Annotated in this window: 13 protein-coding genes, 1 tRNA gene and 1 pseudogene; 12 read left to right on the forward strand and 3 right to left on the reverse strand. The window is 59.8% G+C overall.

From position 1 onward, the window contains the following. Positions 1–38 precede the first annotated feature (38 nt). Positions 39–1,231 (forward strand): IS3 family transposase gene (locus HMPREF2678_RS03790; protein WP_141747011.1). Its coding sequence is split into 2 segments (ribosomal slippage): positions 39–318 and positions 318–1,231, totalling 1,194 coding nucleotides; the frame shifts between segments, so codons are not numbered across the junction. A gap of 101 nt (positions 1,232–1,332) precedes the next feature. Here HMPREF2678_RS03790 and HMPREF2678_RS03795 read toward each other — a convergent pair. Further along, a complete protein-coding gene (locus HMPREF2678_RS03795; RefSeq protein ID WP_141747012.1) occupies positions 1,333–1,989 on the reverse strand; it encodes a hypothetical protein in 657 nt (218 codons plus the stop codon). Positions 1,990–2,807: 818 nt separating this feature from the next. Between HMPREF2678_RS03795 and HMPREF2678_RS10515 the strand changes: the two genes are divergently transcribed. The 3 genes from HMPREF2678_RS10515 to HMPREF2678_RS09995 all read left to right on the forward strand — a co-directional run bounded on the left by HMPREF2678_RS10515 (position 2,808) and on the right by HMPREF2678_RS09995 (position 4,984). Continuing rightward, positions 2,808–3,668: a MinD/ParA family ATP-binding protein gene (locus HMPREF2678_RS10515; protein ID WP_034972151.1), complete on the forward strand. Its 861-nt coding sequence runs from the start codon at positions 2,808–2,810 to the stop codon at positions 3,666–3,668. A gap of 110 nt (positions 3,669–3,778) precedes the next feature. Beyond that, a complete protein-coding gene (locus HMPREF2678_RS03810; RefSeq protein WP_230580338.1) occupies positions 3,779–4,315 on the forward strand; it encodes a lysozyme family protein in 537 nt (178 codons plus the stop codon). Between the two features lie 393 nt (positions 4,316–4,708). Then, positions 4,709–4,984, forward strand: a complete 276-nt coding sequence (locus tag HMPREF2678_RS09995) for a hypothetical protein (RefSeq protein ID WP_083303407.1) — start codon at positions 4,709–4,711, stop codon at positions 4,982–4,984. Positions 4,985–5,104: 120 nt separating this feature from the next. Here the strand turns inward: HMPREF2678_RS09995 and rpsA are convergent, their stop codons facing one another. Beyond that, on the reverse strand, positions 5,105–6,571 hold the full coding sequence (rpsA, locus tag HMPREF2678_RS03815) for a 30S ribosomal protein S1 (RefSeq protein ID WP_005295768.1): 1,467 nt from the start codon (positions 6,569–6,571) through the stop codon (positions 5,105–5,107). A 289-nt stretch (positions 6,572–6,860) separates the two neighbouring features. On the opposite strand from rpsA, the gene HMPREF2678_RS03820 reads away from it, so the two are divergent. Next, the gene (locus HMPREF2678_RS03820) at positions 6,861–7,730 is read left to right on the forward strand and encodes a DUF368 domain-containing protein (RefSeq protein WP_246817876.1); all 870 of its coding nucleotides are present in this window, start codon (positions 6,861–6,863) and stop codon (positions 7,728–7,730) included. Between the two features lie 16 nt (positions 7,731–7,746). Here the strand turns inward: HMPREF2678_RS03820 and polA are convergent, their stop codons facing one another. After that, entirely contained in the window at positions 7,747–10,326 is a 2,580-nt protein-coding gene (gene polA, locus HMPREF2678_RS03825) for a DNA polymerase I (RefSeq protein ID WP_070550982.1), read from the reverse strand. Between the two features lie 75 nt (positions 10,327–10,401). Between polA and HMPREF2678_RS03830 the strand changes: the two genes are divergently transcribed. The 7 genes and pseudogenes from HMPREF2678_RS03830 to HMPREF2678_RS03865 all read left to right on the forward strand — a co-directional run bounded on the left by HMPREF2678_RS03830 (position 10,402) and on the right by HMPREF2678_RS03865 (position 17,561). Further along, positions 10,402–10,475, forward strand: a tRNA-Leu gene (locus HMPREF2678_RS03830). Between the two features lie 541 nt (positions 10,476–11,016). Continuing rightward, positions 11,017–11,760: an excalibur calcium-binding domain-containing protein gene (locus HMPREF2678_RS10000; protein WP_237744464.1), complete on the forward strand. Its 744-nt coding sequence runs from the start codon at positions 11,017–11,019 to the stop codon at positions 11,758–11,760. A gap of 569 nt (positions 11,761–12,329) precedes the next feature. Then, on the forward strand, positions 12,330–13,277 hold the full coding sequence (locus tag HMPREF2678_RS03845; protein ID WP_070550987.1) for a hypothetical protein: 948 nt from the start codon (positions 12,330–12,332) through the stop codon (positions 13,275–13,277). 135 nt (positions 13,278–13,412) lie between these two features. Then, complete coding sequence (locus tag HMPREF2678_RS03850; protein ID WP_035001452.1) at positions 13,413–14,828, forward strand: PepSY-associated TM helix domain-containing protein; 1,416 nt, start codon at positions 13,413–13,415, stop codon at positions 14,826–14,828. 40 nt (positions 14,829–14,868) lie between these two features. Further along, positions 14,869–15,675: pseudogene (locus HMPREF2678_RS03855) on the forward strand (ABC transporter substrate-binding protein); the annotation flags it as partial. Positions 15,676–15,822: 147 nt separating this feature from the next. After that, positions 15,823–16,779, forward strand: coding sequence for an amino acid ABC transporter permease (locus HMPREF2678_RS03860; RefSeq protein ID WP_034972141.1), 957 nt, complete (start codon positions 15,823–15,825; stop codon positions 16,777–16,779). 8 nt (positions 16,780–16,787) lie between these two features. Then, positions 16,788–17,561: an amino acid ABC transporter ATP-binding protein gene (locus HMPREF2678_RS03865; RefSeq protein WP_034969946.1), complete on the forward strand. Its 774-nt coding sequence runs from the start codon at positions 16,788–16,790 to the stop codon at positions 17,559–17,561. Positions 17,562–17,664 lie beyond the last annotated feature (103 nt).

Here is a 17,664-nt window from a genome sequence, read left to right on the forward strand (position 1 = left end):
CAGCCCAGTCGAGCTGGGAAGAAAGGTAATCTACCACCATGTCCAGGTACTCCGAACAGTTCAAACGCGATGCCGTAGCCCTCTATGAGAACAACGAGGATCTCTCGCTGAACTCAGCATCAGCTGAGCTCGGTATCAACCGTGCCTCGCTACATTCTTGGGTCAAAAAGTACGGCACTGGCAAACGTGCCCGCACGAAGGCCGTGCACGATCAAGCCCAAGCGGCGAATGATTCTGCGCGAATCCGTCAGCTGGAAAAAGAAGTCTCTAAGCTGCGCGAAGAACGCGACATCCTGCGTAAGGCCGCGAAGTATTTTGCCGAAGAGACTCACTGGTGATCCGCTTCCAGTTTGTCGATGACCACCTAACCGAGTACTCGGTTAAGCGGATGTGCGATGTGTTAAAGCTGAATCGTTCCTCGTTTTACAAGTGGGTGAGCACCCGTAAAAAACGCAGGTTAAAGATGTATTCTGATGCCGTTATTGGTGCAAGAATCAAGACCATCTTCGATGATGAGCACGGGCTTTATGGTGCTAAACGCATCGCCGCAAGCCTCAAGGAGGACACGACGTATATCCCGATCAATCACAAGAAAGTTGCACGCATCATGAAATCCATGGGGTTAAAAGGCTTTAGCAAACGGCGTCGATGCATTACTACCAGGCGTAAGCCTGGTCACCGTGTCATGCCAGATCTAGTAGGCCGCAAGTTCACAGCTGGCGAGCCAAATCGTGTGTATGTCGGTGACATTACTTACCTGCCGTGTAGGGGAGGCAAAAACATGTACCTTGCCACAGTCATTGACACGTATTCACGTAAACTTGCAGGTTATGCACTCGCAGACCACATGCGGGTCTCACTAGTTATCGATGCTCTAGCCCACGCACACGGCGTGCGCGGCAGTCTTGACGGGACTATTTTCCATTCCGATCACGGCAGCGTGTACACCTCACAAGCCTTTAGGAACTACTGCTCGTCGTTAGGTGTGCGCCAGTCCATGGGCGCAGTTGGAACGAGTGCCGATAATGCCCTGGCAGAATCCTTTAACGCCACCTTAAAGCGGGAAGTGCTGCGTGATCGGAAAGTCTTTGACAACCCAATTAGCTGTCGTCAAGAGGTCTTCCGGTGGTGCATGCGCTACAACACGCGCAGGCGGCACTCCTGGTGCAATCTCGTAGCTCCTGATGTCTTTGAAGCCGAGACTTCGGCTATACTGACCACAGCAGCATAGCTAGCCCCCGATGTGTCCACTTTCCGGGGGTCGGGCCCTTCAATCCTTCCCTAGCAGAGATAGGAAATAAACCCAGGACTCTTCACAGTGTGTAGGAGTCCTCAACTACCGAAAACCCTCGACAGCAAACGGTGATACATCGACACGTCCTCCGGGTTCGTCGATGGAACAATCCGCGACCTGCTCGTCGACTGAGCATCTACGCTTGGCAGAACCACCGTATCTTGCGGCAAATCGACCGCAGCTGCCCCCACCTTGACAACAGTCACCTTCCTGGACTGTGCCAGCTCCGTCAGGTGGTGACCCGGCTGGTACAGCCACCCATGCTGTTCATGGTGTCTATCAGCCACCAACAGCACATGATCCGCCATAGCTGTGCCCGCGGCAATGGTCTCCCCGGCACATGTATAAGGCAAGTTCACCACAACAATTGGCCACCTGTGCTGAGCACGACTAACCACAGTGTCTAGTACATCAGCAGCCATCTGCCCCTGAGTACCTTGCGAAGCCGTCAACAGCGGAACTGCCCCGGAACTATCCGCAAAGTTCTCCATCTTCTTGCGGGTCAGATCCAGCGGTTCCGTCGCCGCCAGCCCAAGAACGTCCCCCGCTGCCCACGCCCCCAACGGTCCTCGCATTGGCTGAGCTTGCACATCTGCGTCCAGAACTACCATCGGTAGTTCAGAAACCTCTTCGGCAATCATGGAAACCAAAGCGGTCACAGGCGAAGTCAGCATACGGTTGTCAATGGAAGCCACCGCAATAACCATCGGCCTAGATGTGTCAACTAAAGAAGACCTCCGCGCCTGTGCAACCCGCGAAGCCCACACTGCCCTGCCGAAAACGCTACGCCCCGAGACCAGCGAGCCCGAACCTCCACTTCGTGCAGCGTTAGCTACCTTTGGGGAATTCATCTAGCGATTCTCTTCCATTCTGCCTAGAGCAAATCAAACACATCTGTGGGGGACACACAGCACAAATTGCACAACACACATTAGTATAGGACGGGTTATACGTAGAGAAGTTGTCGGTAACAAAGAGTGAAGTACACGAGGAGTGCGTAGTGTCAACCAACCAGCCATCCCACGAAGGACTGCCCTCTTGGCTCCAGTTCACTGGTGATGGTGCGCCAGCACAACCAGCCACCCCACCACAACAACCTTCTCAGCCCCAAGAGCCGCCCGCTGCAGAGTCTCCTGCGTCCTCCCCTTCTTTTAATGAAGGTCAGCATCGAGTCCCTGCGGCGCCTCAGCAAGCTCACGAATCCAAGCCTCAGCAAGGTCACCAGGCCAACCAAGAGGAAAGTGATTCCGCAGAGAATCCTCAGCCTCCCCATGGAACAGCGCCGCAGGGCACTGCCCCGCAAGGCTCTCCCGCTTCATCTGAAGCTCCTCAGCAGGCCCAGCCGCAGCAGGCCCAGCCACAGCAAACTCAGGCCCAGCCCCAACCGCAGCAGGCCCCGTATCACGGTAAGCACCATGTACCGTCCGAATATGACCTAAAGCCACCGCCGGCACTGGATCAGACAAACCTGGTCAATGCCGTCAAGAAGGCACCGCGCAGTGGATGGCGCAAAATGCTTTACAATGTCACCGGTGGACACTGGAACGTTGGTGACTCCCAGCAAGATCTTGAACACGATCAGCTTCTGGAAAAAATCCGCCGACCGCTGCGTGGCGACTACCGCATTGCCGTGATGTCGCTCAAGGGTGGCGTGGGCAAAACCACCACCACCGTGGCATTGGGTGGCGTTTTTTCTTCCATCCGACACGACCGCGTCATCGCCATCGATGCCAACCCGGACCTCGGAACCCTGGCACAGCGTGTGGCTGCCCCCGGTCCGGCAACGATCCGCGACCTCCTCAACGCAGAAGACACATCAAAGTACGCCTCCATACGCCAGTTCACTACCCAGGCCAAGTCTCGCTTGGAAGTTATCGGCTCGGAGCGCGATCCCGCCGTGTCCGAATCCTTCAGTGATGAGGACTACCGCCACGCGGTCGACATTCTGCAGCACCACTACAACGTGATGCTCACTGACTGCGGAACAGGGCTGATGCACTCGGCAATGTCCGGTGTGTTGGAGCTGGCCAATTCCTTGGTGCTCGTCACCTCTCCTGCCCTTGACGGCGCTCAATCAGCTTCCGCCACTTTGGACTGGCTCAATCTGCACGGCTACGAACAACTCGCAGCAAACTCTGTAGTGGTTGTCTCTGCGGCCCACCCTGAAAATGCGACGATTGATATGGACCAGTTGATTGCACACTTCCGTAGCCGCACCCGCGCAGTGCACGTCATTCCATTCGACCGCCACCTCTCCGAAGGCGCGACGGTTGATCTTGACCGCATCAGCAAGGAAACCAAGCAGGCCTACATGGAACTAGCAGCAATTGTTGCGGAGGACTTTGATTCGTGGCACCGTCACGCAGCTTCGTAGGCCGAGGGGTGGCCGCGCTGGGCGTCGGGTTCCTTACTTTTACAACCCTTTCCAGCTGCGCCGATCGCCTAGAACCACCTGTGCCGGAACAACACGCCCAAGTGGATACCATGAAGCAGTGGGCTACCGAGCGTGCCGAGCCCTACCACATCCCCGAACGCGCGCTTCAGGCGTACGCATACGCTGCCTACAACGTGGAACAGGAACAAGGCTGCGCCGTCGGCTGGCAAACACTCGCTGCATTGGGTGATGTGCTGACCCAACATGGGCAAGTAAACTCCACCACCATCGACGAAGATGGCGTGACCTCCAAGCCTATACGCGCCGTTGCACCTGCCGCCGGCGGCAAGAAGTCCGTGCCCGATACCGACGGAGGAGACATCGACGGCGATTCCACGAAGGACATCCCGGTGGGACCAATGCAACTCATGCCGTCGCGCTGGGAGCAATATGGCACCGCCGCCGAGCCTGGCAACGCGCCAAATCCAGACAACATTGACGACGCCGCCCTAACCACCGCGAAAATCACTTGTAGCGCGGGCGACCTCACCAGCCCAGAAGGGTGGACCACAGCAGTCTCGGAATTCAACCCCAGCCCAGTGTTCTTGAAGGCTGTGCACAAAAAGGCCAAGGAGTATTCACGCTAATGAGGAAAACTCACACTGCAAGCGCACTGCTCTTGATTTCGCTTGCAGGCACGCTAGCCGCATGCGAATCGCCAGGTCATGCCAAAGAACAGACCGTGAATGACGAAGTTCCACCCCTGGGCAAAGTGCCAGAGCTGCCTGAAGAGGTGACGGCACCGAGCACAAAGTCTGAAACTCCCAAGCCCGCACCCCCTCCGGCCCCAGCCCCGGAACCAGAGACGGTAACAGAAACTGCCCCGCCTCCTTCTAAGCCCCCTGCGAAACCGGCACCCAGGCCTCCCAGGGCTCCAGCACCCAGGCCGCCTGCGAATGATTCACCAGAGATCCGTATCCAACTCCCACCCGAGCTGAAGCCATACCTTTAAGCCAGGCGCCCAGCTGAAAGGAGCCCCCATGTCTATCCAACAGCACGACGCAGCTCAGAGCACGCCTGCGGCTTCTTCTACGTCGTCTCCCCCGTCGGCCGCCTCTCCAGCAAAGAAGGACCATCGCGCTGCCGTGCAGGCGCACAAGCTGCGCATGGATATCGCGGGCAAAGCGATCCGGCATGGCGATATTCAACCGAGTGTGACACCGCGAACCGTCAAAATCCTCATGGGCTCGGCAATTATCGCAGCCATCATGCTTGTGGTTACGATCGGCGCCGCCACTGTCATTCAGATGCTTTAGCCAAAGCCGCACCTACGAATAACAAAAAGGCACCCACCGAAGTGGGTGCCTTTAAATATTCCTAGCGCGCGGACCTAGCTGGTTAAGCAGCGATCCCCCGCTAGCGCGGTTTCGAGTGTTTTACTCGCCGCCGGCCAGCTTCTCGCGCAGAGCAGCCAGCTGCTCGTCGGAAGCCAGGGTGCCGGCGTCCTGAGCCGGCGCCTCGGAGGAAGCCGGTGCGGACTCGGTCTGAGTCTCGGAGGAGTAGCCACCCTCGCCGTTTGCAGCGGCCTCGGCAGCTGCGGCGCGGTTGCGCTCGATCTGAGCGGTGTGCAGGCGGTGGCGACGCTCGGACTCTGCGTAGCGCTCCTCCCATGCCTGACGCTGCTCGTCGTAGCCCTCGAGCCACTCGTTGGTCTCCGGGTCGAAGCCCTCTGGGAAGATGTAGTTGCCCTGCTCGTCGTAGGAGTCGGCCATGCCGTACTTGGACGGGTCGAACTCCTCGGTGTAGTCCTCATCAGCCTGCTTCAGGGACAGGGAGATGCGGCGACGCTCCAGGTCGATGTCGATGACCTTGACCATTGCGTCCTGGCCAACGCCAACAACCTGATCCGGAACCTCGACGTGGCGCTCGGCCAGCTCGGAGATGTGAACCAGGCCCTCGATGCCCTCCTCGACGCGGACGAATGCGCCGAACGGAACCAGCTTGGTGACCTTGCCCGGCACGATCTGGCCGATGGCGTGGGTGCGTGCGAATACGCGCCACGGGTCCTCCTGGGTTGCCTTCAGGGACAGGGACACGCGCTCGCGGTCCAGATCCACATCCAGAACCTCGACGGTGACCTCGTCGCCGACTGCGACAACCTCAGACGGGTGATCGATGTGCTTCCAGGACAGCTGGGAAACGTGAACCAGGCCGTCGACACCGCCGAGATCGACGAATGCGCCGAAGTTGACGATGGAGGAGACAACGCCCTTGCGGACCTGGCCCTTCTGCAGCTGGTGCAGGAACTCGGAGCGAACCTCGGACTGGGTCTGCTCGAGCCATGCGCGGCGGGACAGCACAACGTTGTTGCGGTGCTTGTCCAGCTCGATGATCTTGGCCTCGATCTCCTGGCCGATGTAGGGCTGCAGGTCGCGGACGCGACGCATCTCCACCAGGGAGGCGGGCAGGAAGCCGCGCAGGCCGATGTCCAGGATCAGGCCGCCCTTGACGACCTCGATGACGGTACCGGTGACCGGCTCCTCGTTCTTCTTGAGCTCCTCGATCGTGCCCCAAGCGCGCTCGTACTGTGCACGCTTCTTGGACAGGATCAGGCGGCCTTCCTTGTCTTCCTTGGTGAGAACCAGAGCGTCGATCTCGTCGCCGACCTCAACAACCTCACCCGGGTCAACGTCGTGCTTGATCGACAGCTCGCGGGAAGGGATGACACCCTCCGTCTTGTATCCGATGTCCAGCAGGACCTCGTCGTGATCGACCTTGACGACGGTGCCCTCGACAATGTCACCATCGTTGAAGTACTTGATGGTGGAGTCGACGGCAGCGAGGAAATCCTCAGCGGAGCCAATGTCGTTAATGGCTACCTGAGGGACGTTGTTGGTGGGCATATGTTGAATGTCTTTCGGAACGAATAGAAATAGAAGATGGACAGTTACTCTAGTTCTGCAAACCCTTCTTTTTGACGCCACCACCAGCGTCAATTACCTGGCGGGGAACCTCTTGGTGCTCCACGTGGGGGCGTCCCAAAGAATAAAAGAGAGGGCGCACAACGGGCATAACGCTACACGACCACAGTGAACAGCGCAAACATGCACTTTCGGCCGCGAGTTGAGGCGGGGTTGTCCGGGGCGTGCAGTACGATGGTGCGCGATGAAGATACTGCAAATACTAATAAATATGGTTCGTGGTGGCTTGATCGGTTTGGCCGAGCTCGTGCCGGGCGTTTCCGGCGGCACGATTGCGCTGGTCACCGGCGTGTACGAGCGCGTACTGCACCAGGCGAACCTCTTCCTGGATGCGACGAAGAAGCTGCCGAAGGATCGTAAAGCCGCGTTTGCCCAGTACAAGGCGCTGGACTGGATGCTGCTACTGCCGATGGTGGTAGGCATGGGCGCCGTGGTGCTCTCGCTTGCAGGCGTGATGGAGAGCTTCGTGACGGACAAGCCGGTCCACTCGCGCGCACTGTTCTTCGGTATGGTGCTGCTCTCCCTGAGCGTGCCGATTGGCATGACAGATAAGGAAGATGCCCGGCGCAGGTTGCCGATGGCGATCCTCGGCCTGGTTGTGGCTGCAGTAGCGACGTTCTTCCTGACGGGCGTTACCAGTGCCCCACAGTCCGACCCGAACCTGCTGTGGGTCTTCGTGGCTGCTGCGATTGCGGTGTGTGCGCTGGTGCTGCCGGGCGTATCGGGCAGTTTCTTCCTGCTAGCCGTGGGACTGTACTCCGCAACGATGGCGGCAGTCGACGATAGGAACCTGGTCTACCTGGGCGTGTTCTTCCTGGGTGCACTGACCGGCATTGTGTGCTTCGTGCGCCTACTGGAATATCTGTTGCACAATCACCGCACCATCACGCTGTTTGTGATGACGGGCCTGATGCTGGGCTCCCTGCGTGCGCTGTGGCCGTGGCAGGACGGAGACGCGAACCTGCAGGCGCCGGGCGAACACCTGGGCGCCGCCATCGGCCTGTTCCTGCTGGGCGCGGTGATCGTCGTGGCAATGCTGGCGGCCGAGAAGGCCTCGAGCGCAAAGGCCAACGCTAGCTAACCCGGCTGGCGCGCGACTAGTGCGCTGCCAGATCCCAGTTATCGCCCGTGCCGGCGGAGACATCCAGCGGTACGCGCAGCTGGGCGGCGGCGTCCATTTCCCGCTCGACTAGCTCGGTAATCTGCTCCAGCTCGCCGGGCGCGACCTCCACCACGAGTTCATCGTGGACCTGCAACAGCACGCGGGAAGCCAGCTGCTGGCGGGTGATCTCCCGATCCACGCGCAGCATGGCCAGCTTGATGATGTCCGCAGCCGTGCCCTGGATCGGCGCATTGAGGGCGGCGCGCTCGGCATTCTCCCTGGCCACACGGTTAGAAGAGTTCAGCTCCGGCAAGTAACGCCGGCGGCCGTAGAGAGTCTCCGTGTAGCCGGTCTCCTTAGCGACCTCCACCACGTGGTCCAGGTAGCGCTTCACACCGCCGAAGCGCTCGAAGTAGTTGTCCATGATCTTCTTCGCCTCCCCCGCGCTGATCTTCAGCTGCTGGGATAGGCCAAAGGCGGACAGGCCATAGACCAGGCCATAGCTCAGTGCCTTCACGCGGCGGCGTAGCTCCGGGGTGACCTCATCGCCCGGGACGTCGAACACGCGCGAGCCGACGTAGTTGTGCAGATCCTCGCCGCTGGCGTAGGCCTCGATCAGGCCCGCATCCTCCGACAGGTGCGCCATCACGCGCATCTCGATCTGGGAGTAGTCGGCGGTCAGCAGCGTTTCGTAGCCCTCCCCGACCGTGAACGCGGCGCGGATCTTGCGGCCGGCGTCGGTGCGCACGGGGATGTTCTGCAGGTTCGGGTCGGAGGAAGACAGGCGACCCGTCGCCGCACCCTTCTGGTTGAAGGTGGTGTGGATGCGCCCGTCGTCGCCCACGGCCTCGATCAGTCCGTCGATGGTGGACTTCATCTTTTGGTACTCGCGGTGCGCCATGAGGTGCCCGAGGAACGGGTGGTTGGACTGGGCGGCCAGTTTTTCCAGTTCCGCGGCGGCCGTGGAATACCCGGTCTTGGTCTTCTTCGTCTTCGGCAGGTCGAAAGTCTCGAAGAGGACCTTCTGCAGCTGCTTCGGGGAGGAAAGGTTCAGATTCGGCTCCCCCGCCAGTTCGCGGGCGGCGGCGACCTCCTCGTTAAGGCGGGCGCCGTAGTCGTCGGAGAGCTCTTGCAGCTCCGCGTCGTCAACAGCAATGCCCGCGTGTTCCATGGCCGCGAGGATCAGGGCCAGCGGGACTTCTAGGTCGAAGTACAGCTCGGACTGGCCGGCGGCCTCAACCTCTGGGGTGAGGGCATTCACCAGTTCCGCGACAGCCTGGGCGCGCTCGGGGCCGGTGGCTTTGTCCGACAGTTCATGGCCCACGTGGCGCTGCACCACGTCCGCCAGGCCGAGAGTGCGCACGTCGGGGCGCAGCAGGTACGCCGCCAGGGACGTGTCATGCTCCACTCCGTCAAGCTTTAGGCCTTGATTCTGTAGCGCGTGATATGCCTGCTTGGAGTCGTGCAGCCACTTCGTGACCTGCGGGTTGGCCAGCCACTCCGCCAACACCTTCTCATCCTTCGGGTCTACGTCAGCGAGGTCTTGAACGATGGCGACATTATCGCGGTCCAGCAGGGTCAGCTGCTCGCCGTCCACATCCACCACCGTGCCACGGGTACGTTTCTTCAGCCACGCGCCCAACTTGCCCGGCTTCGGCTCCTCCACAGTGACGGGCACCGAGGCGCTGTCGGCGAACTCCACGCCCATGATCTTGAATGCCCTATTGCGCAGCCCCGTGCCAAACTGCAGCTCCTCGAACATGCCGAGCGCTTCGTTGGGGTCGATGTCTCGGGGACTGAGGGCGTCCATACCATCGACGAGCTTAAGATCCCGCACCATTTCCGTAATGTCGCGCGCGAGCACCACATTGTCGATGTTTTCGCGCAGGTTGGCGCCGACCTTCCCGCCGATGTCATCCATGTTGTCGATCACGCCCTGCAGGCTGCCGTACTTGGCGATCCACTTCTGCGCGGTCTTCGGGCCCACGCCGGGCACGCCGGGCATGTTGTCGGAGGTATCGCCGCGCAGCGCCGCGAGGTCCGGGTACTGGGTGGGGGTCACGCCGTACTTCTCTTCGACGGCCTGCGGGGTGAAACGGTGCAGCTCAGAGACACCCTTGAGCGTGTACAGCACCGTCACGTCCTCAGTGACCAGCTGTAGCGAATCGCGATCACCGGTGCAGATCAGCACCTCCATGCCATCCTTCGCGCCCTCCGTGGCTAGGGTCGCGATGATGTCGTCGGCCTCGTAGGACTCTTTGTCCAGGGTCGTGACGCCCAACGCTTCGAGCGTGCGACGAATCAGCTCGATCTGGCCCTTGAACTCCTCAGGCGTGCTCGGGCGCTGCGCCTTGTACTCCGGGAAGGATTCCTCGCGGAATGTGGGGCCGGACAGGTCAAACGCGGCGGCCACATGGGTGGGCTGCTCCTTTTCCATGAGGGTGAGGAACATGCCTAGGAAGCCATACACCGCGTTGGTGTGCTGGCCACCGACGGTGGAGAAGTTGGCTGCGGGCAGGGCATAGAAGGCGCGGAACGCCAGCGAGTGCCCATCGAGGAGAAGGAGTTTAGCCATGCGCTCAACTCTAACGGAGTGCGGTTTTGGTTGGCTGAAAGGCCGTGGCGTATTATGCTCCGGTAAGCACTTATCGCCCCAGTAGCCCAATTGGCAGAGGCAACGGATTCAAAACCCGTCCAGTGTGAGTTCGAGTCTCACCTGGGGCACAATTTCAAGCGGCGAGGCGCCGCTTCTGAAGATGTCTCGGATTCAAGAGCAGAGAATGCGTCTGGCTCGGTGACCAGCTCAATAATCTGCGCCCGTGCATCAGGTTGCCTGTAACCATAACTCCCCTCAGTCACCTCCTGGCGCAACCATAGTCGCTCTCGTATGGGCATGATCGCACCCATAGGTATACGCAAGTCCCCACTAGGCTGTTTGGTGTGGACACAAAGAAGTGACTGACTACCGTGACTCCGACGGGGCGCTGATTGATACAGCAGAATATGGCGACCTAGCTCTAAAGCTCGCGCGCCGACTCAACCCCGCAACTTGTGCCCCCCATGATTGACGAACTGGCAAACCGACGCGCCAAATCGAACAGCCCTACTGCCTCTGTCCAGCCTCCTGCATACGATGTAGGCATCCGCGACGACATGGTGACCAAAAGTTCACCAGAAGCAGGCTGCTCATAGCAGACCGAAAGCGATTAACCCCGCGCGCAAAGAACTGAACAAGACTTCACGCCCCCCTGAAAGAACTAGCAGCATGAACGCCAACCCATATTCCAACTACTCAGTACCAAACTCATCTCCACAACAGCCACTGTGGAAGAAGGCTCTCGCCTTCATCTCACTCGGCTTCGGCGCCCTCATGATCCTCATGGGGCCAGCCAGTCAGTCAGTACTGTTTGGCATTTTCGCTGGACTAGCTATCGCACTCCCCGGTGCATGGTGGCTTATTCACGACCGCCGCGAGAAGAAGGGGGCGCACCCATTGAAAAGACACTGGGGCATCATCGCCATTGTTTCAATCATGATGTTCTTCATTGGCGTCGTTTTCCTCCCCGAGACGGAATCTTCCGACGAAGAGTCAGACCCAGCGTCATCCAGCTCATCGTCTGCCCCCTCGTCGTCGGTAGAAGAAACGACAAGTGAGGAAACAACGACGAGCGAGGAACCGACCACGACTACATCGGAATCGCCGACTACTGAATCGACCGAGCCTTCAACCGAGCCAGAGCAGCCAACGAGTGAGCACCAGGAAGTTCCCACTCCCGACAACGACGACGATGATGTAGACCATCATCACGCCCCACCTGCCCGACAAATCGCACCGGCACGCCCACAACCAGCCCCAGCACCCGCACCGAAACCAGCGCCGGCACCAACGCAGTACTTCAGCAACTGTGCTGAGGCCAAAAGCGCCGGAGCAGCTCCCCTGTATGCCGACTCCCCCGGTTACCGTAGCGGCCTCGACAGAGACGGCGATGGAGTCGCCTGCGAAAAGTAGCATCCGAAGAACAAAAGCGCCTTAGCCCCCGAACGAATCAGCACCGCCGGGAAGCCAGACCAAGGTGTCAACAACACAAATTTACTGACAAAGATTTCCTGGCACTGCCGACAGGAAGGGCTGGTTTGAGAGTTCAGTGGAGAGAACTATCGCGCATGACTCGCCGTTCCCGCGGATTGCTGTGCTCGAGCTGCGGCATGTGGCGGCGGGATTGAGGATCAGCCAGGGAGTGAATGTTTCGGCGGTGTCTCGTCAGTTGGGGCATGCGGATCCGTCGGAAGCGTTGAATCGTTATGCCACTTTGTTTGATGCTGCCGTGAGGGCTACATCGATCCTCAACAGTGCGCGGAGGCCGGATACTAAGAACCATCTCGCCCTGATTGGATAGGTCACCGTTCGCGTCGTTGAGGTGAGGGCGTCAATAAGAAACAACATTTCACCCCCGACATGCCATAGGTCACAGCTTACCCGCCGGAAGAACGTGATCTCCGTTAGTATGAGTCGCGGAGAATACCCGCAGTCCTTTCTTAAGGGCTGTTAAGTTACATACTCGCGACACTAGGAGAACCATGACGGAAGAGAACTTCGGTTCCAACGATCCCGTGAACCCCGCCAACAATGGCGCACCGCAGCAGCCCGAACAGCCACAGGCTCAGGGACAAGGCAACTGGGGACAGAACCCCTACGCACAGCCGAACCAGCAGCCCCAGCAGGACTGGAACCAGCAGGCCGCGCCGCAGCAGCAGGGACAGAACGCCTACGGTGCTCCACAGAACGCGCAGAACGGCTACCAGAACCAGCAGGGCTTCAACGGACAGAACGGCCAGGCCGGACAGTTCGACATTAAGCAGTACCTCGACTTCTCGAACAAGTCCGTGCTGTGGCTGGTACTTGCGGCGGCTTCCGCGCTGATCAGCTTTATCGGCAGCTTCATGACCTGGGGCAAGGTTACGGTTCCTTTCTATGGAACCATCACGGTGTCCGGCACTGACGGCGGTGACGGTATCCTCACCATGTTCCTTTCCCTCATCGTCATCGGCGGAATTGCAGCCTTCCTGTTCGTCGAGCAATTGATCAAGCAGTGGTGGCGCGGCATTCCGGTGATCGTTATCGGCGCTGTCCTCCTTCTAATCGCCATCATCGACTGGGCTAACATCGGCTCGAAGGCTGGCAAAGTGAACGACGACTCCGTTGAGGTCAGCGTTGGTGCTGGCCTGATCTTTATCCTCATTGCATCCATCGCAATCATTGTCTTTGGCGTGCTTGCCCTCCTGAACGACAAGAAGCTGGCTCCGTCCGCTCCGCAGGCAGCATTCGGCCAGCAGGGTTACGGTCAGCAGCCGCAGCAGGGTTACGGTCAGCAGCAGGGTTACGGCCAGCAGCCACAGCAGAACGGCTTTAACCAGAACAACTACGGTCAGCAGCCACAGCAGGGTTACGGTCAGCAGCCACAGCAGAACAGCTTTGACCAGAACAACTACGGTCAGAACGACTACGGTCAGCCGAACCAGCAGTAAGGTTTAGCTTTAGCCGGAAAGCTCCCGCTCCTCCCTTCAGAGGATGCAGCGGGAGCTTTTTCGTTCTTTACCCCCGCTCTACCCGCAACTAAAGCAAACGGGAACCGATTCCGCCAAGCATGCGACTAATGAAGCATGTCTCGCAGAATTATTCGCAGAGTCCATACTCTTGCAGGACTCTTCATCGCACCCCTCATCCTCGTAGCCACCCTGTCTGGCTTCTTCTACGCCCTCGCGCCCACCATCGAAAGTTGGGTGTACGACGGAGAACTCACGGCAACATCCTCCAGCCCCGCGCAACCCGTAGCCAAGCAAATCGAAGCTGCCAAGCGCATCCACCCCGACCTAGAGGTCGCTAAGGTGCAGATCCCTGACGAAGAGGGCAAGACCACTCGCGTACTCTTTGCCGACCCGTCACTACCCTCGGAAAGCTACACTCGAGCAGTTTTCGTCGATCCGGGTGACCTGCACATCACCGGCGAACTGACTCAGTACGGCAGCGCCGCCTCCCTACCGTTCCGTGCATGGCTATCCGAAGGCCACCGCAACCTGTGGCTCGACACGCCGGGCCGAATCTATTCCGAAACCGCCGCCACCTGGCTTGGCCCAATGGCCGTCACCGGCGTGGCCATGTGGTGGTTAATGCGCAAGCAGAAGAACCAACGCGCACCCAAGAAGAAGTCTCGACGCCAGGCGATGAAGCGCCACACCCTCATCGGACTGATAGCCGCACCGGGGCTGATCTTCCTGTGCATCTCCGGTCTGACGTGGTCCCACTTCGCCGGTGACAACATTGCACTAGTCCGCGAAGAGCTGAACTGGATCGCACCCAAGCCGAACACGAACATCAACGGCGAACAATCGGCGCAAGACAGCGGTTCTGGTCACGGCGAGCACGCAGGTCACGCAGGGCATGCGGAGCACGCGGGTCACGGCGGCGCAGCAGCGTCCGAAGTGGACTTCGGTCAGGCCGATACCGTCCTGCAGGTGGGCCGTGACGAAGGGCTGACCGGCACACTGCAGCTGGTTCCCCCGAGCAAACCTGGCCAGGCATGGACAGTCAGTGAGCCCCGACAGGCTTACAAAATGTACAACGACGCAATCACGGTAAATGGCGAAAACGGCGACGTTGTCGACCGCCTCCCCTTCAAGTCGTGGCCGATCGCAGCCCAACTGACCAGTTGGATTATCCAGCTACACATGGGCACCCTGTTCGGCCTGACCAGCCAGATCGCGCTGGCGCTGCTGGCGCTGGGCATCGGTGCGCTGATTGTTTACGGCTACATCATGTGGTGGCGCCGACGTGGCGGAAAGAACACCGGCGCCCGCGTGGATTTGAGCGCACTGACCTGGAAGCACTGGCTGGCACTGGCCGTCCTGCTCGGCGGATACAGCGTGTTGGCTCCGCTCTTTGCCGTAAGCGGTGCGATCCTGTTCGTCATCGCTTGGGCCCTGGACTTCCGCTCTAAGAACACGCAGAAGAGCCCCAAGGTCATTCTTAAGGAGCCCAACGACGAGGAGAAAGAGCCGGTGACTGTCGACAGTCACTAACCATTCAGGAATATTCACATATTCCGATATAATCCACTCTATGAGAATAAGCCGCCCTCGCTCGCTGGTCCGTTCCGTGGCCGGCGGCACCCTCGCGATCCTTCTTTCAGCATCGCTGGCGGGATGTGTGACCAACGAAGAACTCGGCAATCCGGAAGGCTGGGAGGAAATCCTCCCAGCGAAGAACCCCCAGCTAGCCGCCCTAGTGCCCCCGGACGTCCAGGCCAAGGGAAAAATCACCGTCGGCACCAACCCGCCCTACGCGCCCAACGAGTTTAAAGACTCCGACGGAAACATCATCGGCTTCGAAATGGACCTCATCCGCGCCGCCGGTGCCATGATGGGCCTTGGCGTCGAAGTGAATCAAATGGACTTCAACCTGATTCTGCCCGCCCTCAGCGCAGGATCAGTCGACGTCGGAGCTACCGCCTTCACCGACACCGAAGAACGACAAAAGAACTACGACTTCGTCGACTTCTACAGCGCCGGTATCTCCTGGGCCACCCAACCGGGCAACGAAAACACCATCGACCCCGACAACGCCTGTGGTCTGAAGGTCGCCGTGCAAAAGGGCACTTACTCCGACACGGACGAAGTACAGGGGCGCTCCGAAGAATGCGAGGCCCAGGGCAAACCTCCGATTGAAAAGCTCGTCTACGAAAAGGCCGACGCCGCCGCCACCGCAACCATCCTGAAAAAAGCGCAGGCGTACAGCTCTGACTCGCCGGTAATCGACTTCGCCATCGCCCGTTCTGAAGGCAAATTGGTGCGGGTTGGCGAACCTTTCGATACCGCCCCGTTCGGTATGGGCGTCAAAAAGAACAACCCGCTAGGAAAAGCGCTGGCCGCAACGTTGCAGACCATGATGAACGACGGCACCTACGAAGCGATCCTGAAGCAGTGGGGGCTAGAAGACGGTGGGCTTGACGCCGTGACGTTCAACCTCAAGCCGTACCAGCTGCCCCGCACGCTCCCAAACGAAAGAAGGCACCAAGTGAGCACCCCAAACGCCTCAATCGCCTCTGACGCCACACAGCGCAGGCGCCCCACCGAGAACAAAGCGATCCCACTGCGCCACCCCGGTCGCTGGATCGCGGCGGTGATCCTCGCGGGGCTCGTGGTGTGGTTCATCATCTCCGCAGCCCAGAACGAGGCCTACCACTGGGATACCTACTTCCAATACCTGCTGGATACGCGCATCGCGAAGGCGGCAATGCACACCATCGCGCTGACAATCCTGGCGATGATCATCGGCGTAGTACTTGGCGCCATCGTCGCGGTGCTGCGCATGTCGCCGAACCCGGTGCTGCAGGGCGTGGCCTGGCTATTCCTGTGGATCTTCCGCGGCACACCCGTGTATGTGCAGCTGGTGTTCTGGGGTCTGCTGAGCTCCCTGTACCAATCCATCAACGTCGGTTTCGCCGAAATCAATCTTGAACAGGTACTACAGAACGCCTTCATGCTGGCAGTGCTGGGCCTGGGTCTGAACGAGGCCGCCTACATGGCCGAAATCGTCCGCGCCGGCATCCAAGCCGTGCCGGAGGGACAATCCGAGGCGTCAAAGGCCCTGGGCATGACCTGGGGCCAGAACATGCGCCGCACCGTGATGCCGCAGGCCATGCGCATCATTATCCCGCCGACGGGCAACGAATTTATCTCGCTGCTGAAGACCACCTCTCTGGTCATCGCCGTGCCCTACGCCGCCGAGCTCTACGGCCGTGCGACCGACATCTCGAACTCACTGTTCCAGCCCGTTCCCCTGCTGCTGGTCGCCGCCACGTGGTACCTGGTGATCACCAGCATTCTGATGGTTGCCCAGTTCTACGTCGAGCGCTACTTCTCTCGCGGATCATCGCGCCAACTCACGCAACGCCAGCTCGCCGCCCTTGCCGACGCCGAAGGCGTGCCCCCGCGCAACATCACCGTCGGGCCGAACGAAAAGAAGGACTAGTAACCACCATGTCTGACAACAACGCACCGATGATTGCCATCAAGAACGTGTGGAAGCGCTACGGCCGACTAGACGTTCTAAAAGGCATCGACCTGGAAGTCCCCCGCGGTGGCGTGACCTGCCTGATCGGCCCATCCGGTTCCGGCAAATCCACCCTACTACGCTGCGTGAACCACCTGGAGAAAGTAACCTCCGGGCGGATCGAAGTCGACGGCGAACTGATTGGCTACCGCGAAAAGAACGGCAACCTCTACGAGCTGACGCCGAAGCAAGCAGCGGCCCAGCGCGTGGACATCGGAATGGTGTTCCAACACTTCAACCTGTTCACCCACCGCACCGTGCTGGAGAACATCATCGAAGCACCCGTGCAGGTGCGTGGCGAAAACAAAGACGACGCGATCGCACACGCCCGCAAGCTGCTGGACCAGGTGGGGCTCGCCCACAAGGCAGACGCCTACCCCGTGCAACTATCCGGCGGACAGCAGCAGCGCGTGGCCATCGCCCGCGCACTGGCAATGCGGCCGAAGCTGATGCTCTTCGACGAGCCGACCTCCGCGCTGGACCCCGAGCTGGTCGGCGAAGTGCTCAACGTCATGCGCCGCCTGGCCGACGACGGCATGACGATGCTGGTGGTGACCCACGAGATGGGATTCGCCCGCGAAGTCGCCGACGAAGTTGCCTTCATGGATGGCGGTGTGATCGTGGAGCATGGCCCGTCCCAGGAAGTCATTGGAAATCCGCAGCACGAACGCACCCAAGAATTCCTATCGAGCCTGCTCTAGGGGTGAAAATGAGGGGGCGTCGATAAGAAGGGGAAGGGGTTGTCCGGGGCCGTGTGTAAGGTAAGCGGCGCTCGGACAAGAAGGGGGCAAAAAAGGATGCCGA

Source organism: Corynebacterium sp. HMSC058E07 (assembly GCF_001809885.1).
GTDB classification, from domain to species: Bacteria; Actinomycetota; Actinomycetes; order Mycobacteriales; family Mycobacteriaceae; genus Corynebacterium; species Corynebacterium macclintockiae.